Origin of the sequence: Sphingopyxis sp. (assembly GCF_965279725.1) — a bacterium.
GTDB lineage: Bacteria > Pseudomonadota > Alphaproteobacteria > Sphingomonadales > Sphingomonadaceae > Sphingopyxis.
Genome location: NZ_CBDIIL010000003.1, coordinates 1,448,886 through 1,469,385, shown reverse-complemented (window position 1 = coordinate 1,469,385; position 20,500 = coordinate 1,448,886). Strand labels below are relative to the sequence as shown.

Genomic DNA, 20,500 nt, shown 5'->3' with positions numbered 1-20,500 from the left:
CCTATGTCACTCGACATCGATTATTACGAACTGCTCGAATGCGAACGCACCGCCGACGACGCGACGTTGAAAGCGAGCTACCGCAAGCTGGCGATGAAATATCACCCCGACAAAAATCCGGGGTGCCACGACAGCGAAGCGCGCTTCAAGTCGATCAGCGAAGCCTATGACTGCCTGCGCGATCCGCAAAAGCGCGCCGCCTATGACCGGTTCGGCAAGGAAGGCGTGCGCGGCGCGGGTGGCGGCGGCGGCGCCGATTTCGGCGATATCGGTGATATTTTCGAATCGATCTTTGGCTCGGCCTTTGGCGGCGGCCGCCAACAGCGCGGTCCCGCACGCGGCGCCGACCTGCGTTACGACATGGAAATCCGGCTTGAGGACGCCTTCACCGGCTGCAGTCGCGAGATCCAGGTCGATGTCGCGGCGCGCTGCGATGCCTGCGACGGCTCGGGCGCCAAGCCCGGCACCCAGACCAGCCGCTGTTCGACCTGCGCCGGTCATGGCAAGGTCCGCGCCCAGCAAGGCTTTTTCATGGTCGAGCGCACCTGCCCGACCTGCCAGGGTGCGGGCGAAGTCATCGCCGACCCTTGCAACAGCTGCCACGGCGAAGGCCGCGTCGACCGCCGCAAGACGCTGACCGTTACCATCCCCGCCGGGGTCGATGAAGGCACCCGCATCCGCCTGTCGGGCGAAGGCGAAAGCGGCGCGCGCGGCGCGGCGCCGGGCGACCTCTACATCTTCCTGCACATGGCGCGGCACAAGATATTCGAACGCGAAGGCACGACGCTGTTCACCCGCGCGCCGATCAGCTTTACGACCGCAGCGCTGGGCGGCGAGATCAGCATCCCCGGACTCGACGGTGCCAAGCATGACATCAACATCCCCGCAGGCATTCAGTCGGGCAAGCAATTGCGCCAACGCGGCGCGGGTATGCCGGTGCTCAACGGCCGCGGCCATGGCGACCTCGTCGTTCAGATCGATGTCGAAACCCCGACCGAGCTCAGCGCGCGGCAGAAAGAGCTGCTCGCCGAGTTCCGCGAGACCGAGACCGGCGACGAATGTCCGGCCAGTCAGGGCTTTTTCGGGCGGATCAAGGATATGTGGGACGATCTGACCGATTGAGGGCGTTGCGCCGGACGGTGGGATGGCTACACAGGTCGCCTGCTTCTCTCAGCGAAAGGTCCATCATGCTTCGCGCCGTCCTGCTCGCATCCGCTCTCCTTCTCGCACCAATCGCTGCCACAGCGCAGGATTTCTCCAAGGTCGAAATCAAGACCGAGGTCGTCACCCCCGGCATCGCGGTGTTGTTCGGTGCCGGCGGCAATATCGCGGTCAGCCACGGCGCCGATGGCACCGTGCTGGTCGACGATCAGTTTGCTCCGCTGACCCCCAAGCTCGAAGCCGCGGTGGCGGCGCTTGGGGCAACGCCGGTCAAATGGCTGATCAACACCCATTGGCACGGCGACCATAGCGGCGGGAACGAGAATTTCGGCAAGGCGGGCGCGATGATCATGGCGCACGACCATGTCCGCGAACGGATGGCCGCCGGGCAGCCGCTGCGCGGCGATACGGTTCCGCCCGCCGCGAAAGAGGCGCTGCCGATCCTGACCTATCACGACGGTATCTCGCTGCATCTCAACGGCGACACGCTGCGCGTCATGCATGCGCCCCACGCCCACACCGACGGCGATTCGATTTTGCACTGGGAAACCGCCAACGTCTTTCACATGGGCGACACGTTTTTCAACAAGGTCACCCTGCCCTTCATCGATCTGGAAAGCGGTGGCTCCGCCTATGGCTTGCTCGCTGCAGCTGACAAAGTGCTGGCGCTGGCGAACGACAAGAGCGTGATCATTCCCGGTCATGGCCCGCTGGCGAGCAAAGCCGATCTCGCCGCCTATCGCGCGATGCTGGCCGAGGTCATCGCCGCGGTCGAAAGCGCCAAGGCGGCGGGCAAGACGCTGGAACAGGTGCAGGCGATGAAGCCGGCGGCGAAATATGAGGTGAAAGGCGGCTTCATTTCGGGCGATGCGTTTGTCGCAGCGGTATTCAGCAGCGAAAAGGGGCACCCAAAGGGGATGCAGCCCGACCGGTCGAAGGATGTGATGGGCGCCAAGGGTGCCGCCGAGCATGACCATGGCGGCGGATCGCATAGTCACTGAGGCATGATGACATCGGTTTGACCCGTTTGCATCGAGCGAAGTCGAGATGCCCCTCGCACTGACGCTGCCCCGATGGGTGTCTCGACTTCGCTCGACACGAACGGAGTATATGGCTCAGCCTATAGTCGTCCGGCTCTAGGCCACGCCAATCTCGCCCCTCAATTCGGCGATCAGTCCGGCGACCTTCGGCAGCCGTTCCTCTTCCTCGTCCAGTATAGCGTGAAACGCGCGGCGCTTGATCGCCGCCAACTCCTCGCTCGACAGTCCCTGCTCGCCGCCGACGCTGCTCGCGACGATGTCGATCAGCCGGTCGGCGCCGTGCAGCCGCCCCCACAGATAGTCGTTCTCGCGGTAGGCGCGGCTGAAAAAGGCGCCGAAGCTGTTGAACTCGATCCCCTTCAGCATCGCCCCCGCGCCGCCGGTTCGGATCGCCGTGGCGTCCGACGGAGAGATGCGGTCGATCTTGATCGGGTCGAATTCGTCGAACCCCTCGCCCTGCAGCAACGGCAGCGTTGCAATGTCGTAAAAGGGATAGCCGAGATAGGCGAGCAGCAGCGTGCGCCGGTCGTCCTTTGGCATCGCGGCGAGTCCGGCGGCGATCAGCACATCGGCCTCGCCGTCGATCACGGTCAGATCGCGCCGCGCCGCGACCGCGTCGATCCAGTCGCCTGCCCCCGCATCGGCAGGCAGATCGAGGTCGGCGAGCCAGCTGTCGCCCTGCCGGTCCAGATAAAGGCCCAGCGCGGTAAAGATCGCCTCGCGCATATCCTCGCACACCGGATCACGGCTGTCGCGCGTCGACTCGACCGCGGTGTCGAGCTCGCGCGCCAGAAAGCGCAACCGGCGGATGCGAAAGCCGAGGTCATGGGTGCGGAAAAAGGCGATCGCGTCGCCGCTCGCCCCCGCCCCTTTCTTGCCGGAAATCCGGTCGAGCCCGCGCGCCCGCGCCTCGGTCCACAACGCCAGCCGCCGATTGGTCCGGTGCACGGCGCCTTCGGGTGGCAACAGCCGATCGATCAGGCTGGCGAGCTCCTCGATCACCGCCGACAGCTTGAGATGACCATAGGGCGCGTAAGCGAAACCCGCGCGCGCCGCCGCCTGATCCTGCGCCTTGGCCCGCCATTTGCCCAGCCGCGCCACCGTCGGCGTGTCTAGAAAAAAGGTCGTGCCGAACAGCGCCGCGACCTGCTCCTCGACCTCGACCTTCATCGCATCGACGATATGCTGCATCCGGCGGATCCGCCGCGACATCGCCTCGATCGCCTCGACATTTTCGCGGATCGGCTGTTCGCGCGGGATTTCGGACAGCGCACCAAGGATGGTCGCCATAAAGCCGGGCAGCCGCGCCTCGCCCGCCGCCGCCGGTTTGCCGAAACTGATCGACCGGTAATCGGGCTTGGGATCGATATAGACAAAGCGGCGGTCGATCTCGCGCCGCGCCGGACGCTGTTTCAGCGCCGCGATGGCGGGGCGGAACGGCGCGTTCGCCAGCACCGATCCGTCGATCAGCACCCGGTCGGCGGGGTCGCCATCGGCCGCGACCGGCATCTGGGTACGGATGAAGGCGTCGCGGCCCGGCCACGCGATCTTCCGCTTAGCGAGCACCCGGTCGAGTTCGCGCAGCGTGAAAGGCGGAAAGGCGCCGGGAAAGCTGGCGGTCGCGCGCGCCGCCGCGGTGAGGCCGGGTACATCGTCGAGCCGCGCGCCGGTGCGGCTGTCCTCGCGAAAATGCAGCATCAGCCGATGCTCGTCCTCGGTCACCCGCGGCGGGCTGTTGAGCGCCAGCGGCACGCTATGTCCTGCAAAATCGGTAACCGACACGAACAGGTCGATCGGTTGGCCGCCCGGCACCAGCACCGGCCCCGGCGGCCCCGCATCCATCGCATCAAAAGCATCGAGTAGCAGGTTGGAAAAGGTCTCGCCGCCGAACGGCGGTTCGAACCAGCGCGCGCGCACGAAGCGCGACAGCTTGGCGCGCACCTCGTCCTGCGCGCCCGCACCGACGGTGCGGTCGATGACATTGCCGCGTTTTTTCATCATCCAGCCAGCGATCGGCACCGCCCAGAATTTGGTCGCCGCCGACAGCGGCCGCGCGTCGGGGTCGATCAGGCTGTCGACATCGGCATCGTCGAGCCACAGGTCGGTGAGCGGGTCGAGCGATTGCCCGGTCGCCAGCGCGCGCGCCAGGAAAATGCCGTTGATCCCGCCCGCGCTCGCCCCGGCGACGATGTCGGCCAGAACGCGCAGCTGCACATTGCTGCGCCCCGCAATCTCCGCCAGCAGTTCGCCATAGACCGCCCCCGACCCGGTCGATGCGGTGCCGTCGTGAAAAGCGCCCGACGCCGCGGCGAGCCGCCACACTTCCTTGGTGATGCCGTGCATATAGACGGCGAGGCTGATGCCGCCGTAGCAAATCAGAGCGAAGCGCAGTTCCTTTTCCCGCATTGCCGGGATGATAGCGCGGTTTGGTGTGCGGCGTCACCCTTTCCGCCGAGAAAGTTGGTCAGAATGAGAGCGGCGTCCTCCATTTCCGCTCGTGTCGAGCGAAGTCGAGACACCCATCAGCAGCGCACGCCTTCGGGGTGTCTCGACTTCGCTCGACACGAACGGGAATGAGAGGCTCTTTTGATCTAAGCAGTCCGGTAGCGGAGCATAAGCTTCGACGCGAAACCCCTTGCATCTGCAAATCGCTCGCATTAGCGGCTCCCCAACAGGAGTTAAGAATGATTCGCAAATTGCTCGTCGCCGCGCTCGCTTCCACCGCGCTGTCCGCCCCGGCTTTCGCGCAGGAAGCCGCCGACACGGACGCCAATGGCGAGGAGACGATCATCGTCACCGCGGCGCGCACCATCTTGCCGCCAAGCGCGCTGCCGCTGACCATCGACATCATCGACAAGGACGCGCTCGACCAGCAGCTCGCGATGGCGGGCTCGGTCACCGACGCGGTCGCCAACCTGACCCCCAGCTTTTCGCCGACGCGGCAGAAATTGTCGGGCGCGGGCGAGACGCTGCGCGGGCGTTCGCCGCTCTATGCGATCAACGGCATTCCGCAATCGACCCCGCTGCGCGACGGCAGCCGCGACGGTTTCACCATCGACGGCTTTTTCGTCGACCGCGTCGAGCTGATCTATGGTTCGAACGCCTTGCAGGGCATCGGCGGCACCGGCGGCATCGTCAACCAGGTCACCGTCGGCGCGCCGACCGAGGAAGGCATCAGCGGCCGCACCTTGGTACAGGGCACCGCCGACAATGATTTTTCCAAGGCCGGGATGGGCGGCAAGCTCGCGGGGCTGGTCCAGTACAAAGCTGGGGCGTTCGATGCGACCGTCGGCGCCGCCTATGAAATCCGCGGTGTCTTTTCGGATGCCAAGGGCCGCCCCGTCGGGCTCAACCTGACGCAGGGCGAAACGCAGGATTCAAAGTCGCTCTCGCTGTTCGGGCGCTTTGGCTATGAACTGTCGCCCAGCGCCCGGATCGACCTGATCGCCAGCCGTTTCGAGCTGAAGGGCGACGGCGATTATGTCGCAGTTGCCGGTAACCGCGCGCTTGGCTTGCCCACGAGCGCGGTGCGCGGCACCCCGCCGGGCAAGTCGGCGCAGAACCGCACCGAAAGCGTCGCGCTGTCGCTGACCGACACCGACCTTGGCGGCGGCAATCTGGTCAGCCAGATCTTTTTTAACCGCAGCCGCGACACCTTTGGCGGCGAGATCGCGACACAGGCGGCGTTTCAGGACGTCCGCATCGCCCCGATCGGCACGCTGTTCGACCAGTCGCAGAACCGCAGCCGCAAATTCGGCGGCAAGCTGAGCTACGAACGTGGCCTCCCCGGCTTCGACGATCTGACGCTGACGCTGGGGTTCGACGCCTTGTGGGACACCACCGAACAGCGGCTGATCGCTACCGGGCGGACCTGGGTGCCGCCGACCGATTTCCGCAGCCTCGCGCCGTTTGCGCAGGCGAACCTCAAATTGTTCGACGGGCTGATCCGCGTCGCGGGCGGTGCACGCTATGAGAATGTGAAGATCAAGATCGACGATTATACCACGCTGGCGACCACCACGACGCCGCGCGGCGGGGTGTCGGTCGCGGGCGGTTCGCCGACCTTTGACGATGTGCTGATCAATGGCGGCGTCATCGTCGAACCCGCGCCGGGCATCCGCGCCTATGCAAGCTATGCCGAGGGTTTCACCGTCCCCGACATCGGCCGCATCACCCGCGCCATCGGCACCGCCGGGGTCGATATCGACACCTTCCTCGACATCTCGCCGATCGTGTCGAACAACCGCGAGATCGGGTTTGAGGTCAAGCGCGGCCCGCTCGACGCCAGCGCCTCCTATTTCTGGTCGTCGAGCGACAAGGGCCAGTTGCTGATCGCGCGCCCCGACCGCACCTTTGACGTCCAGCGGCTGCGCGTCGAGATCCAGGGGCTGGAGCTCAACCTCGGCATCCAGACCCCGATCGACGGGCTCAAACTCAATGTCGGTTACGCCCATCTGATCGGCCGTTTCGACAGCGATGCGGTGCCCGACGGGAAAGTCGACAGCGACCTCGACGGCACCAACATTTCGCCCGACCGCCTGAACCTCGCGGCCAGCTACAACAGCGGCCCGTTTTCGGCGCGCGTCCAGACGCAGGTCTATTTCAAGCGCCGCTTCGACAGCAAGGCGCGTGCCGCCGACGATGCTAACCCGCTGCGCCCGCTCAAGCTCGCCGACAATGATTTCGGCGGCTACACGCTGACCGACGCCAATGTGCGGTATCAGACCGGCATCGGCGGAATCAGCCTGTCGGTGCAGAATCTGTTCAACACGCAATATATCGATTATTCGAGCGACACGCGGCTGCCGACCGACCAGCTGTCCTACTTCGCCGGGCGCGGGCGCACCTTCACGCTGGGCTGGGATTACCGCTTCTGATGATGAGGCTGCTCGACACGCTGCACCGCTGGACCGGGGGGTTGATCGGCCTCGTGCTGGCCTTGCTCGGGCTGTCGGGCGCGATCCTCGTCCATAAGGAAGAGTGGATCGGCCTGCCGCACGCGGGCGACGCGCAGGTCACCGACCTTGCCACCGTCGCGGCGACGACCGAAAAGCTGATGGCGATGCCCGGCGATCCGCAGGGGATCATCTATGCCAGCCAACGCCTCGGGCTGCACCAGATGCGGTTCGAGGAGGGCGCGGGGCTTTACGCCAGCCAATCGGGCGAGGTCGTGGCGCGCTGGGCGAGCCAGTGGGAGCGCCCCGAAATCTGGCTGTTCGATTTCCACCACCATCTGTTCACTGGCGACACCGGCGAATGGGTGATCGGGATCGCGGGCTTGTGCGCGCTCTTCTTCGTGATTTCAGGCGTCATTCTGTGGTGGAAGACGCGCCGGACCTTCCGGTTTCGCCTATGGCCGAAACGGATGACCCGCCCCGCGATCGTCACGCAGCACCGCGACCTCGGCATCGTCGTCGCGCCGCTCCTCCTGCTCTCGGTCGTCACCGGCACGATGATGATCTTCCGCCCCTTCGCCGCGATCATCGTCGCGCCGTTCGGCCCCGTCGCCGAAACCGCCAAAGCGTTGACACCGCCGAAGTACAAGGGCGGGCCGCTGGCCGCCGACCCCGACTGGACCGCGATGCTGACCGCCGCGCGGACGCGCTTTCCGGGCGCCGAATTCCGCATCCTTAGCCTGCCGCGCAAAGCCGGCGAGCCGATCAGCATCCGTATGAAACAGCGCGAGGAATGGCTGCCCAACGGGCGCTCGACCCTGTGGTTCGATGCCGCAACGGGCAAGCTGCTCGGATCGCGCGATGCGCTGGCGATGCCGGCGGGGGCGCAGGCGTTCAACATCGCTTACCCGCTCCACGCCGCCAAGGTCGGTGGGCTGCCCTATCGGCTGCTGATGACCATATCGGGGCTGGTGCTGGCGCTGCTCGGCAGCCTGACGGTGTGGACCTTCTGGTTCCGGCGGCCGAAACCGGCGAAGCGAGTAGTGAAGAAAGCGGCGTTGGCGAAGGCCTGACATCATCGTCACCCCGGACTTGATCCGGGGTCCATGCGGCGCGCGCGGCACTGGATGCCGGATCAAGTCCGGTATGGCGAAGGATGTGGGGCAGGAACCATCCTCCGCGCTTTCCTATTTCCCCGCGCAACCTATATCCTCCCCCTCCCATGACCCGCGCCCGCGTCCTCCTCCTCACCGCCGCCCTCGGCCCGCTCGACTATCGCGTCCCGCAGGGGTGCGAGGCGCCGCTCGGCAGCGTCGTCATCGCCCCGCTCGGGCCGCGGCGGATGGGCGGCGTGGTGTGGGAGGATGCGAGTTTCGGCGCGCCCGAGGCGGTCGGCGACAACCGGTTGCGCAACCTTTACGAAGTCGTCGCCGTCCCCCCGATCCGAGCGCCGCTGCGCCGTCTGGTCGAATGGACCAGCGACTATTATCTCGCGCCGCCGGGATCGGTGCTGCGGATGGTACTGCCCGGGGTCGCCTTTGCCGACGCCAAGCGCCCGATCGTCGAATATCGCGCCACCGGCGAATTGCCGGCGCGGATGACGCCGCAACGGACCGTCGCCATCGAAAAGATCGGCGACCGGCAGGGCATGGTGCGCGAACTTGCCGCGCTCGCCGAAGTCAGCGATGCGGTGATCCGCGGACTCGTGACCACCGGCGCGCTCGAGGCGGTCAGCGTGTCAGCCGACGCGCCCTATCCCGAACCCGATTCTGCCTTCGCGCCGCCCGACCTATCAAACGAACAGACGGCGGCGGCGGGCGTGCTGCGGGACGCGGTGGTCGTCGAAAAATTCGAAACCTTGCTGCTCGACGGGGTCACCGGGTCGGGCAAGACCGAAGTCTATATGGAGGCGATCGCCGCCGCGATCGACACGGGCAAACAGGCGCTCGTCCTGCTCCCAGAAATCGCCCTGACCGAACCGATGCTCACCCGCTTCGCCGCGCGCTTCGGCTGCGAACCCGTCGCCTGGCACTCGGGCCTCCGCTCGACCGAGCGCCGCCGCGCCTGGCACGCGATCGCCAGCGGCGAGGCGAAGATCGTGGTCGGCGCGCGCTCAGCCTTGTTCCTCCCCTATGCGAACCTCGGCGTGATAGTCGTCGACGAGGCGCATGAGACGAGCTTCAAGCAGGAGGACGGCGTCCATTATCACGCGCGCGACGTCGCGGTGATGCGCGGGCATTTCGAGGGGCTGCCGGTGGTGCTCGCGAGCGCGACCCCGGCGCTCGAAAGCCTCGCGATGGTCGAGGCAGGACGCTATCGCCATATCATCCTGCCCGCGCGCTTTGGCGGCGCAACGCTGCCCGATCTGGCGGCAATCGACATGCGCAGCGACCCGCCCGACCGCGGCCGCTGGCTCGCCCCGCCGCTCGTCGATGCGCTGGCCGACCGGCTCCACAAGGGCGAACAGAGCCTGCTGTTCCTCAATCGCCGCGGCTTTGCGCCGCTGACCCTCTGCCGCACCTGCGGCCACCGCATCCAGTGCCCGAATTGCACCGCGTGGATGGTCGAGCACCGGCTCGTCCATCGCCTCGCCTGCCATCATTGCGGCCATGTGATGCCGCCACCGCGGCTGTGTCCCGAATGCGAGGATGAGGACAGCCTGGTTGCGTGCGGGCCGGGGGTCGAGCGCGTCGCCGACGAGATTGCGCTGCGCTTTCCGGGCGCGCGCGTCGCCATCGTCACCAGCGATACCCTGTGGTCGCCCGCCAAAGCCGCCGAATTTGTCGACAATGTCGAGGGCGGGCTGGTCGATATCATCATCGGCACCCAGCTCGTCACCAAAGGCTATCATTTCCCCAACCTCACCCTCGTCGGCGTCGTCGATGCCGACCTCGGGCTCGACGGCGGAGATCTGCGCGCGTCCGAACGCACCTTTCAGCAGATCGCGCAGGTCGCAGGGCGCGCCGGGCGCGGGGTGAAGCCCGGCGAGGTGCTGATCCAGACCCGCGTCCCCGACGCGCCGGTGATGGCGGCGCTCGTCGCCAACGACCGCGATGGTTTCTATGCCGCCGAGGCCGCGGCGCGCAAACAGGCGGGCGCGCCGCCCTATGGCCGCTTCGCCGCGCTCGTCATTTCGTCCGAAGACATCGAGGTCGCACGCGGCGTCGCACAGCGGCTGGGCGCGAAAGCGCCGGTTGCCGAAGGTCTGGCGGTCTATGGCCCCGCCCCCGCCCCGCTCGCGATGCTTCGCGGCCGCCACCGCTTTCGCCTGTTGCTGCACGCACCGCGCAGTTTCGACCTGCAGGGGACGATCCGCGAGTGGGTCGCCAGCATCGACTGGCCCAGCAAGGCGCGGCTGGCGATCGACATCGATCCCTATAGTTTTGTTTAGGCGCGAAGAACTTTACACGGTCAGCGCAGGCTGTCACGATTGCGGTCATTCGTTCGGGGGACAAAGATGCGACGGGTTACTTGGGGGCTGATGGCCGGAATGGCGCTATTCAGCACGGCGCAGACGGCCGATGCCAAATGGTTTCGCGCCGACACCGAAAGTTTTATCATCTATAGTGAAAGCAACGAGGAATCGCTGCGCGACTTCGCTCAGACGCTGCAGCGCTTCGACCTCACATTGCGATCGGTCATCAATGTTCCAGTACAGGGCGAGGAAAACCGCCTGCCCATCTATCTGGTCGCCAAGGCAGACGATGCCGGTCGGCTCGCGTCGGGATCGCGCGGGTCGTCGATCGCTGGTTTCTACTCGCCGCATTCCGAAGGCAGCTTTGCTGTATCCAACCGTGAAAGTTACGGTGGTGTCACACGCCACAGCACATCGGCGGCCCAGCAAACGCTATTTCATGAATATACCCACCATTTCATGAAGCGCTATTTGACCTCGGCATTTCCGGCCTGGTTCGTCGAAGGATTCGCCGAATATTATTCGACGACCGACTTCAACAACGAAGGAAAGGCCGAGATTGGAAAACCGGCGTACCGCCGTGCTTATGGCTTGCTCGCATTACCGAAGATTCCGGCTGCGACACTGGTTTCGCAAACGCCGGGCAACATGCGGAACAGCGGCCAGGCCGATGTCTATTATGGCCGCGCCTGGCTGTTGACCCACATGCTCTACCATGACCCCGCTCGCGTCAAACAGCTTGCGCCCTATATCCGCGCCATCAACACCGGCAGCGATCCGCAGAAGGCCGCCACCGACAGTTTTGGCGACCTCGCCCTGCTCGACAAGGATCTCAATCGCTACGTCAACAACCGGCTGACCTATCGCCTGACGCGCGATCCCATTCCGGTGCCAGCCGACATCCGGATCACTCCGTTGTCCGCAGCCGAGAGCGCGGTGATACCGCTCCGGCTTGAACGGCTGAGCGCGCATGACGACATCGTCCGCACGACCAAGGTACGCGACGAGCTTCGAAAGCTGTCGGCGACCTATCCCGCCGACGCGGGGGTATGGTTCGAACTCGCCGCCGCAGAATGGTCACTGGGCGACAAACGCAACCTCGCCGCGGTTCGGACTTCACTCGACAAGTCGCTTGCGATCAAGGCCGACCATGTGCGGGCCAATGTCCTGCTGGGTCAGCTGTTGATTCATGAATTGCAGGAAAAAGACGACGACAGCGCCGAAAACTGGCGGGCCGCCCGCCGCCCGATCCAGCTTGCAAATCGGACTGATCCCAATGATCCAACGCCGCTCCTTGCTTATTACAACAGCTTTCTCGAGCAAGGTGAGAGACCGAGTGCTATGACGATCAAAGCGCTCGAACGCGCCTTTGTGCTGGCGCCGGAGAATATCGAGACCCGCGTCGCCTATGCGGTTTCGCTCGCCAACCAGGGGCAGTTCGAACCCGCAATCCAATTGGCAAAAACGGTCGCCTTTGACCCGCACCAAAATGGGGGAGGCGACGCGCTTCTGGCTCAGTTGGAAGCGATGCGCGACGGGCGCTCCGGCGCTCCTGCAACCGACGACATCAGTAAAGACGTCGCAGCACCCGCCGCCGCTCAATAATCAGGTTCGGCGCCGCCCAGCACCTGATTTGCCTGCCCCGTCAGCCATGCCATTGCTGCGGCCCACGGCTGGTGTCCGTGGCTGATCCGCGCGACGCCCAGGTCCGCCAATTCTGGGTGCGTCGGCCCGCCCTTGCCGCGCAATATATTCACCGGCAGCGGCGAAGCGTCGCAGATCGCGGCGATGCATTTGGGGTCGAGCAGGAACGGTACGAACAGCGACCCTGCGCCCGCATCGGCATAGGCGCGCGCGCGTTCGAGCGTCGCGGCGACCAGCGCGTCACCGTCCGCCGCGACATCCGCCCCGCGAAAGGTGTCGCAGCGCGCGTTGACGAAAATGCCGGTGGCAGTCGCGGCGCGGTAACGCGCAACGGCGTCGGCGACGGGCAGCAGGTCCGATTGGCCCGGCAGCCGATCCTCCATATTGATGCCTGCGGCGCCCGCCGCCTTCGCGCGGCCAACCGAGACACCGACCGCCGCCGGATCGGCGCCATATCCCGCCTCCATGTCGATCGTCACCGGCAGGTCGGTGACCGACAGGATGCGCGCCAGATTTTCGAACACATCCGCGAGCGGGAAATCCTCGCCGTCGGCGCGGCCCTGCGCGCCCGCGACGCCGAAACTCCCGGTGGCGATCGCCTTCGCCCCGGCCGCGGCGACCGCTTTCGCGCTCCCGGCATCCCAGATGTTGATCAGGATCAGCGGATCGCCCGGAATATGCAGAGCCTTGAACGCGGCAATTTTGTCGATCGTCATTTCGCTTCCCTTTTCAGCAATTCTTCCTTGATCGGCAGGCCATAAGCATAGCCGCCGAGCGTCCCGTCGCTGCGCACCACGCGGTGGCACGGGATCAGCACTGCGACATTATTGGCGCCATTGGCGCTGCCCGCCGCGCGCACCGCTTTCGGCTTGCCCACCGCGGCGGCGATGTCGGCGTAGCTGCGCGTCTCGCCGGTCGGGATCTTGCGCAGTTCGCGCCACACAGCTTCCTGAAACGCGGTGCCTTTCACATCGATGGGGATATGATCGAAACCGTCGGTCGGCGCCTCGACCGCCGCGACGACCTGCTTCAACAGCGCCGCAAACGCATCGCCGCCCTCGACCAGATCGGCCGCCGGGAAGCGGTCTTCCAACGCCTCGCGTCCCTCGGCGAACGACAGACGGCACACGCCTTTTTCCGTCGCCGCGACCAGCATGTCGCCCAGGCTGGTCGGCACCACCGCCCAGTGAATCACGGTATCTTTGCCGCCATTAACCCATGCCGATGCCGTCATCCCCATCCGTCCCTCCATATTGTCATAGAAACGCGACGGCCCCGAAAAGCCCGCGTCGTAAATCGCGTCGGTCACCCGGCCACCCGCGCTCAGCGCCTGCCGCGCCCGCTCCTCGCGCAGCGCGCGGGCATAAGCGGCGGGCGACAAGCCGGTGTGGCGCGTGAAGACGCGCTGAAAATGCGTCGGTGAATAGCCGGTGCGCGCCGCCAGGTCGGCGAGCGCCAGCGGCTCTTCGCTCGCCTTGATCGCGGCAATGGCGGCGATCACCGCACCCTCGTCGCGCGCGACATCGTCGGGCAGGCAGCGCTTGCAGGGGCGCAGCCCCGCGGCGCGCGCCGCCGCGCCATCGGCAAAGAAGCGGACATTTTCGCGCAACGGATGGCGCGCCGCGCAGCTTGGCCGACAATAGATGCCGGTGGTCAGCACCCCGGTGATGAAGCGCCCGTCAAAGGCCTTGTCGCGGTGGATCGCGGCGGCCCAGCGATCGTCGTCAGTCATGGTTTCGAACGCCATGGTCAATTCCTGGTCACGCGCGCGGCGAAACAGCCATGCGCGGCATGATGGGCATCGATATAGGATATGGCGGCGTCGGCGAACAGGTCGCGGATCGCGGCGTCGGCCTCGCCCGGTCCGGCGAGGCGGGCGGTTTGCAGCATACCGTCCGCGTCGAAAGCGCGGAGCGCGATCGGGCGACCTGCGAACACCGGCGGCGGTTCATCGCGGTAACGCGCCGCGACCACATCGGGCCGCACATAGATTGCATAAGCGCTGCGATATGGCGTCGCCACATCATGGCTGGTGTGGTGGAGCAGAATCAGCTCCTCACCCACCCGCGCATCCTCCAGGCTGACGCGGCACGGAAAGCCGCGGTCGGCGGTGGCGGTAACGCGGCGCGCGTTTCGGTCCGCGAGCTCGGCATCGCTCATCGCGAACAGCGGCGCAAAGTGGTCGGGGCTGAGCCCCTCGATTACATAGGTCATCGGAACATCCTTTCTCGTCGTTGGACATCAATGTCACCGCGCCGATGGCGCCGCGTCCCGATGCTTGCGCTCAAACATTCATGCTGAGTGTGTTACTGTATTATATCATTGACTCACCTAAGTAGAAGGAGCAGGCTCCAGTCAGAAATTGGGGACGGAACCATGGCCACCATCGACACATCGATCGCACCCACAAAGCTCGCGCGCCGCACCGACTGGCTCGGCCGCGCCGCGACCTTCTGTTATCTCACCATCGCGGCGGGGCAGCTGCTGTTCGTGGCGTTCATCCTGCTCTATTATTATGTGCGGACCCTGACCGGCAATTTTGCCGGGTGGAACGACAAGCCGATCATCACGGGCTATGTTGCGGGCGACACCGCGGGCAACATCTTCTTTGCGGTCCATGTGCTGATGGCGGCGGTCATCACCTTTGGCGGGCTGGTCCAGCTGGTCCCGGCGATCCGCACCCGCTGGCCCGCGCTGCACCGCTGGAACGGGCGGCTCTATCTGGTCAGCGCGCTGACCCTCGCGCTTGGCGGACTGTGGATGACATGGGGCCGCGGTAGCTGGCTGGTGCTTGCCGGCGCCTTCGGCATCACCCTCGACGCATTGCTGATTATCGGCTTTGCCGCGCTCGCATGGCAGGCCGCGCGTGCACGCCAGTTCGTCGACCACCGCCGCTGGGCGATCCGATTGTTCGCGGTCGCCAGCGCGGTGTGGTTCATGCGCGTCGGCTATATGGCATGGGGCATGGCGACCGGCGGCGCGGGGATCGGCAAGGCGCTCGACGGCCCGTTCGATATCTTCCTCGCCTTTGCCAATTCGCTGATCCCACTGGCGATCGCCGAACTCTATCTGCGCACCGGCGCCCGCGGCACGCCAGCCGCGCGCAAGGGCGTTGCGGCGCTACTGATCGTCTGCGGCCTCATCATCCTCGCGGGCAGCGGCGGGGCGTGGATGATGATGTGGGGTCCGTATATTTAGCACGCCCACCAAATTTCCGTTCGTGTCGAGCGAAGTCGAGACACCTATTGTTAGCGTGCGCCTTCTGGGCATCTCGACTTCGCTCGACGCGAACGGATTACATTCGATCGGCGCACATCAAACCCCACCCCGGCTTGCCTTCACGCCGCGCCGGGCTAGGGTGCGGCCCATGACCCGCATCCTGCCCCTGCTCCTCGCCCTCTTCGCCATCATCCTGACGCCGACCGCCCCCGCGCACGCCGCCGACGACATCAGCGCCGCCTCGCGCAGCGTCGTGCGCGTCGTCACCGTCGCGATGGTCGATGGCGAGGTGGTCGGGTTCGGCCATGGCAGCGGCATCGCGATTTCGCCGACCCGCATCGTCACCAACGCCCATGTTGTCGAATCGGCGGTCAAATATCCGGACAATGTCGCGCTGGGCGTCGTCCCGTCGGAAGGGCAGAAAAGCTATGCCGCCAAACTGATCGCGATCGACACCGCGCGCGACCTCGCGCTGATCGAGATTACCGAGGCGCGCCTGCCCGCCGCGGCGATCTTTACCGGCCCGATCGAATCGGGCGCCGACATCGTTGCGCTGGGTTATCCGGGCAATGTCGACCTCGCGACCGCGCGCAGCGCCAATGATTATATCACCCCGCGCACCCCGACGCGCAGCGAAGGCAATCTGTCGAACACCCAGGCGGTCGACGGGGTCGCGATGCTGATCCACACCGCCAAGATTTCGCGTGGCAATTCGGGCGGCCCGCTGGTGGACGGATGCGGCCGCATCGTCGGCATCAACACCGCGATCACCCGCGCTGATGACGGGGACTCGCCTTTTGCCTTTGCGATTGCCGGGCGCGAACTGACGCGCTTCCTGACCGACGCGAACCAAAGCTATGCCAGCATCGGCACTCCATGCGTGTCGCTCGCCGAAGCCGATGCGCGCGACCGCGCCGCCGTCGACGCCGAATCGCGCGCCAGCGCCGAAGCCAATGCCGCAAAGAACGCCGCCGCGCAGCTTGACCGCGACCTGAAACAGGCACGCGCCGAAGAAGACGCGCAAGCATCGCGCGAGAACCGCATCGCGCTGGCCGGGGTGCTGTTCGTGATCGGCGCCCTCGCCGCCGGGGCCGGGCTGCTCTTCTATAGCCAGAAGAATATGCGGAACGCCAAGATCGCGGGCGGCGCGGGGGCAGTGCTGATGCTCGGCGCCGCTATCCTGTTCGTCACCCGCCCCGACGCCCGCGCCGAAATTGCTGCGGAAACCGCGCCGGTCGCCGCCGACGCGCCGAAACTGGCGGCGGGCAATTTCCTCTGCACGATCCGCCCCGACCGCAGCCGGATCACCGTATCAGCGACCACCGACGTGCCGGTCACGATCGGCGCGGGCGGCTGCGTCAACGGCCGTACCCAATATACCAAGGGCGCCGATGACCGCTGGCAGCGAATCCTCGTCCCCAACGAGGAAGCGACCGTCACCGTCGCGTCGATCGATTCGACGGGCCGCGATTATCGCGTCGACCGCTATTTGCTCGACGCCGAAACGATGACCAAGGCGCGTGAGATTCGCGCCGGGGTGACGCTGAAAAGTTGCACCGCCGACGCCGATGCGCTCGCCGGTCTCGCCGCGCAGCAGGATGCCATCCGCAGCGCGCTGCCCGCCAGTCCCAACGAACGGCTTGTCTATCGCTGCCAGCCCGCGACAGGCGCCGCCGTCAAGGCGGCCGCGCCCTGAGCCGGTACCCCGCGCGCCGGGGCCGATCCAGATATATTGGCTCATCATCCCTCCGGCGAGTTTGGACATCGCGCAGGCCGGTGATCATTTGCTTGCTACCGCGCGGCGCGGTCCGCCAGGCCATTGATCCAGCCAACGAGGATTGTCTGCGCGGGGGCGGTATAGGCCAGCTCGTGTCCGGCCCCCGCGACCATTACCATCGTCGCATCGGGCCGCGCGCGTTGTAGCCGTGACAGATTGTCGGGCTTCACCAGCGTATCGGCAGCGCCGTGGAGCAGGAACACCGGCGCCTTGACCCGGGCAAGTTTGCCCGCATTGTCGAACCGGTCGCGCACCAGCCAGCCGGGGATCAGCGGAACCTGGCTGCGCACGACCTCGGGCAGGCTGGAAAAGCCCGAAACCAGCATCAGCGCCGCGACATCGTGCCGCAACGCCATTTCGGTTGCCGGGCCCGATCCGACCGAGTTGCCGACGATCACGATATCGCGCGCCGCGACACCCTGTTCCGCCAACCAGCGAATCGCCGCGTCGCCGTCGCGATACAGTCCGTCCTCGTCCGGCGACCCGGGGTTACCGCCATAGCCGCGATATTCGACGAGCATCAGCCCGTTGCCATTCGCAGCCGGGCCGCGCGTCGCCTGAATCGCGCCGTTCAGATTATCGCCATTGCCATGGAAGAAGAGGATCGTGCGCCTGCCCAACGTCGCGGGGCGATAGAAGGCACCGAGGCGCAACCCGTCATCGGTTTGTGTGCGGACCAGCTGAAAGCCCGGCGGCGGCGCATGCGGATAATCGGCGGGAGCAGGAAACAGGATGCGCCGCTGTTGCGTATAGAGGATTGCGGTCGCCGCGACCGAAAAGATCAGGATAAGAATCAGCAAGCTGCCCGTGAGTTTCGCCATGATACCTCATATTTTCAGACCTGACAGGGCGCGCCGTCAGGGGCGTAATATATAGCCGTCGCCGGGTGTGACCCAGACGACGTTCCGATCCAGGTCGCGCATACGGTTTTCGCCGACCCACGCCTCGACGCGGATCGCCCCGCCATCGCGCACATAGGTTTCGCAAATCTGCTGCCCGAGATAGGGTCGCAACATCGTCTGAAACTGTGCCTGCCGCTTCCGCGTCGCGTCGCTGTCGACCAATCGTCCGCGGGCTTCGAATCGCGGCGATGCCAGCGACGCGTCGTCGACCCGAAAGCAAAGCATCTGGCCGCGGCGATGGATCGCAAAGCGCGTCGTCAGGACAAGATCGGGCGCCGCAGCATCGATCAGCGTCCGGTTGATGTTGACCAACTCACCACTGGCGTCGGGTGTGAAGGTCGCCAGCGCGCTGCACGTCTTGCGCGACAGGTCGGCGTCGGAACATTCAATCACGGCGCCCCCCAGCAGCGGAGCGGGATCGGCGATCGCAGCGTCGTCAGGCGCGGGCGGCAGATCGCCCAGTGCGGCGACCAGCAGCATCACGGCAATTTTCCCGCTCACCCCCCGCAGGCCTCGAACAGCATCAAGGTCCGCTCTTTCGCCAACTCGGCGCTCGGTTCATGATAATCCTTGCGGCGGTCGCTGTTGAAGCCGTGTCCCGCCTCGTAAACGAAGATCTGCGCGGTCGGATGCTCCTTGGCGATCAGCGCCTCGACCCCCGCCATCGGGATGCCCGCGTCGAACCGCCCGAAATGGGCGATCGTCGCACAGGCGGGCGCCTCGTCCTTGAACGTCGTTGGCACCAGACTGCCATAATAGGCCGATGCCGCGGCGACATCGGGGCTGATCTGCGCCATCCGCCAGGCGACCGACCCGCCGTAACAAAAGCCGGTGATGAACACCGGACCTTTCACTTTCAATGCATCGATGCACGTCTGCGCATCCTTCAGGCTCTGCTCGAACGGGTGCAGTTCGCGCGCCAGTTGCACCGCGCGTTCGAACTGCGGCCCCGAATAATCGCTTTCGAACCCCGGATGCTCGCGGTCGAACAGCGCGGGGGACAGCACTTCATAGCCGTCGGCGGCATATTCTTCGCACAGCTCGCGGATATGGTCGGTGACCCCGAAAATTTCCTGCACCAGCACCAGCCCGCCGCGGCGCTCGCCGGTCGGCTGCGCATGATAGACGACGATCTCGACGCCATCGTCCATCGTCATCCGGATCATATCGCCCATCGCTGTCTCCCATGTTAGTTTGTCGCCGACGGTTTATGGGAGGGCGAAGAGAATGCAAGGTCGCGGGCTGAAAAGTGCTGTGTGGGCGGTCACCCTGAGTCTGTTATCAGGCTGCGGCGCATCCAAGCCCGTGGATCCGCCCGCCACTTCCGAAAAGATGACCGTGGATCCGCGTTTCGGTCGGATCAAAAACCTGACGGAGCAATCCTGCCTTTGCGAACTGGCCGGTCGCGATCACAGCAAGATCGACGCTGCGCTGAAGACTGCGACCGCCGGGCTGCAAGCCGAGGGCTTCGCCGAATCGTCTGCACCTCTGGCCAGCCTTAGCGATTGCTACCCTGCCTTGGGCGATCAGGCCTGCACGGTATCCTATTATCCGACCTCGGCGTCGGACAGCTTTCGTGTTTGTAATATGGATCAGGTTCAGAATCTCGAAACGGCATGGCGCTCGGCCGACACCGTCGGCAATGGCTCCGCCGAAGCTGGCAACAGCGCGATGCTAAAACGCCTTGCGGCCATGCGCCGGGAGTTGGCCCAGTCGATTCCGCAATCCGCCTGCAACTAGGCCCCACCCCCGCCTTGCATTGCCGCAGAATCGTTGCTAGGCGCGCCGCGACTTCGCTGCGGGGGTATTCTCTCGAATATCCACCCAAACCCGCGCGACCCATCCCCCACGGGATAGCAACAAAGGACTTTCACGCGTGGAGAATTCCGGCGGCATTCAGGGCAACATCACGGCGGGCCTCGCGGGCCGTTATGCGGTCGCTTTGTTCGATCTGGCCCGCGAATCGAACGCGATCGACGCGGTCGCCAAGAGCCTGGGCGACCTGCGCGCGGGCCTCACCGAATCGGCCGACCTGGCGGCGCTGATCGCCAGCCCGGTCGTCGGCCGCACCGATGCCGCGAACGCCATCGCCGCCGTCGGCAAAGCAATGAAGCTCGATTCGCTGACCGCCAAATTTCTGGGCGTCCTGGCGGACAATCGCCGCCTCGCCGACCTGCCCAAGATGATCGATGCGTTCGACGCGATCGTTGCTGATCACCGCGGCGAAGTGACCGCGAAGGTCACGAGCGCGCATCCGCTGACCGCCGAGCAGCTGAAAGAGCTGACCGCAAACCTCAAATCCCGTGTCGGGCGCGACGTCAACGTCGCGACGACCGTCGACCCCGCCATCCTCGGCGGCCTCGTCGTCCAGCTGGGCAGCCAGCTGATCGACGGCAGCATCCGTACCCGTCTCAACAGTTTCGCCCAGGCGATGAAGGGCTGAAAAG

17 protein-coding genes are annotated in these 20,500 nt (G+C 65.6%); 10 read left to right on the top strand and 7 right to left on the bottom strand.

Annotated elements, in window-relative coordinates:
* Nucleotides 1-3: 3 nt before the first annotated feature.
* Both dnaJ and ACQY6T_RS16020 read left to right on the top strand, forming a co-directional pair.
* A complete protein-coding gene (gene dnaJ, locus ACQY6T_RS16025; RefSeq protein ID WP_428632382.1) occupies nucleotides 4-1,122 on the top strand; it encodes a molecular chaperone DnaJ in 1,119 nt (372 codons plus the stop codon).
* A 65-nt stretch (nucleotides 1,123-1,187) separates the two neighbouring features.
* On the top strand, nucleotides 1,188-2,162 hold the full coding sequence (locus ACQY6T_RS16020) for an MBL fold metallo-hydrolase (RefSeq protein ID WP_428632379.1): 975 nt from the start codon (nucleotides 1,188-1,190) through the stop codon (nucleotides 2,160-2,162).
* Between the two features lie 135 nt (nucleotides 2,163-2,297).
* On the opposite strand, the gene ACQY6T_RS16015 is transcribed toward ACQY6T_RS16020, so the two are convergent.
* Entirely contained in the window at nucleotides 2,298-4,607 is a 2,310-nt protein-coding gene (locus tag ACQY6T_RS16015) for a patatin-like protein (RefSeq protein WP_428632377.1), read from the bottom strand.
* Nucleotides 4,608-4,885: 278 nt separating this feature from the next.
* Between ACQY6T_RS16015 and ACQY6T_RS16010 the strand changes: the two genes are divergently transcribed.
* The 4 genes from ACQY6T_RS16010 to ACQY6T_RS15995 all read left to right on the top strand — a co-directional run bounded on the left by ACQY6T_RS16010 (nucleotide 4,886) and on the right by ACQY6T_RS15995 (nucleotide 12,116).
* On the top strand, nucleotides 4,886-7,078 hold the full coding sequence (locus ACQY6T_RS16010; RefSeq protein ID WP_428632376.1) for a TonB-dependent receptor: 2,193 nt from the start codon (nucleotides 4,886-4,888) through the stop codon (nucleotides 7,076-7,078).
* Between the two features lie 2 nt (nucleotides 7,079-7,080).
* Nucleotides 7,081-8,169: a PepSY-associated TM helix domain-containing protein gene (locus ACQY6T_RS16005; RefSeq protein ID WP_428632690.1), complete on the top strand. Its 1,089-nt coding sequence runs from the start codon at nucleotides 7,081-7,083 to the stop codon at nucleotides 8,167-8,169.
* Nucleotides 8,170-8,318: 149 nt separating this feature from the next.
* On the top strand, nucleotides 8,319-10,487 hold the full coding sequence (locus tag ACQY6T_RS16000; RefSeq protein ID WP_428632373.1) for a primosomal protein N': 2,169 nt from the start codon (nucleotides 8,319-8,321) through the stop codon (nucleotides 10,485-10,487).
* A 66-nt stretch (nucleotides 10,488-10,553) separates the two neighbouring features.
* On the top strand, nucleotides 10,554-12,116 hold the full coding sequence (locus tag ACQY6T_RS15995; protein WP_428632371.1) for a hypothetical protein: 1,563 nt from the start codon (nucleotides 10,554-10,556) through the stop codon (nucleotides 12,114-12,116).
* Here ACQY6T_RS15995 and ACQY6T_RS15990 read toward each other — a convergent pair.
* From ACQY6T_RS15990 to ACQY6T_RS15980, 3 genes are read right to left on the bottom strand one after another with little or no spacing between them, the layout of a single operon-like run.
* Nucleotides 12,110-12,871 (bottom strand): isocitrate lyase/PEP mutase family protein, encoded by a 762-nt coding sequence (locus ACQY6T_RS15990; protein ID WP_428632369.1) that lies wholly within the window; start codon nucleotides 12,869-12,871, stop codon nucleotides 12,110-12,112. The two genes, ACQY6T_RS15995 and ACQY6T_RS15990, sit on opposite strands and share 7 nt — an antisense overlap.
* A complete protein-coding gene (gene ada / locus ACQY6T_RS15985; RefSeq protein WP_428632368.1) occupies nucleotides 12,868-13,902 on the bottom strand; it encodes a bifunctional DNA-binding transcriptional regulator/O6-methylguanine-DNA methyltransferase Ada in 1,035 nt (344 codons plus the stop codon). The genes ACQY6T_RS15990 and ada overlap by 4 nt, the downstream gene beginning before the upstream one ends.
* A gap of 2 nt (nucleotides 13,903-13,904) precedes the next feature.
* A complete protein-coding gene (locus ACQY6T_RS15980) occupies nucleotides 13,905-14,369 on the bottom strand; it encodes a DUF1203 domain-containing protein (RefSeq protein ID WP_428632366.1) in 465 nt (154 codons plus the stop codon).
* A 162-nt stretch (nucleotides 14,370-14,531) separates the two neighbouring features.
* Between ACQY6T_RS15980 and ACQY6T_RS15975 the strand changes: the two genes are divergently transcribed.
* Nucleotides 14,532-15,353, top strand: coding sequence for a DUF2306 domain-containing protein (locus ACQY6T_RS15975; RefSeq protein WP_428632365.1), 822 nt, complete (start codon nucleotides 14,532-14,534; stop codon nucleotides 15,351-15,353).
* A 169-nt stretch (nucleotides 15,354-15,522) separates the two neighbouring features.
* Nucleotides 15,523-17,070 (top strand): S1C family serine protease, encoded by a 1,548-nt coding sequence (locus ACQY6T_RS15970; RefSeq protein ID WP_428632364.1) that lies wholly within the window; start codon nucleotides 15,523-15,525, stop codon nucleotides 17,068-17,070.
* 95 nt (nucleotides 17,071-17,165) lie between these two features.
* Here ACQY6T_RS15970 and ACQY6T_RS15965 read toward each other — a convergent pair whose 3' ends face one another.
* Genes ACQY6T_RS15965 through ACQY6T_RS15955 form a run of 3 tightly spaced genes read right to left on the bottom strand, consistent with a single transcriptional unit; the run spans nucleotide 17,166 to nucleotide 19,228 of the window.
* The gene (locus ACQY6T_RS15965; RefSeq protein ID WP_428632362.1) at nucleotides 17,166-17,972 is read right to left on the bottom strand and encodes an alpha/beta hydrolase; all 807 of its coding nucleotides are present in this window, start codon (nucleotides 17,970-17,972) and stop codon (nucleotides 17,166-17,168) included.
* Nucleotides 17,973-18,008: 36 nt separating this feature from the next.
* Nucleotides 18,009-18,554, bottom strand: a complete 546-nt coding sequence (locus tag ACQY6T_RS15960) for a hypothetical protein (protein WP_428632360.1) — start codon at nucleotides 18,552-18,554, stop codon at nucleotides 18,009-18,011.
* Entirely contained in the window at nucleotides 18,551-19,228 is a 678-nt protein-coding gene (locus ACQY6T_RS15955; RefSeq protein WP_428632358.1) for a dienelactone hydrolase family protein, read from the bottom strand. The genes ACQY6T_RS15960 and ACQY6T_RS15955 overlap by 4 nt, the downstream gene beginning before the upstream one ends.
* 52 nt (nucleotides 19,229-19,280) lie before the next feature.
* Between ACQY6T_RS15955 and ACQY6T_RS15950 the strand changes: the two genes are divergently transcribed.
* The gene (locus ACQY6T_RS15950; RefSeq protein WP_428632356.1) at nucleotides 19,281-19,793 is read left to right on the top strand and encodes a hypothetical protein; all 513 of its coding nucleotides are present in this window, start codon (nucleotides 19,281-19,283) and stop codon (nucleotides 19,791-19,793) included.
* Nucleotides 19,794-19,929: 136 nt separating this feature from the next.
* Nucleotides 19,930-20,496, top strand: a complete 567-nt coding sequence (locus ACQY6T_RS15945; RefSeq protein WP_428632354.1) for a F0F1 ATP synthase subunit delta — start codon at nucleotides 19,930-19,932, stop codon at nucleotides 20,494-20,496.
* Nucleotides 20,497-20,500: the final 4 nt, after the last annotated feature.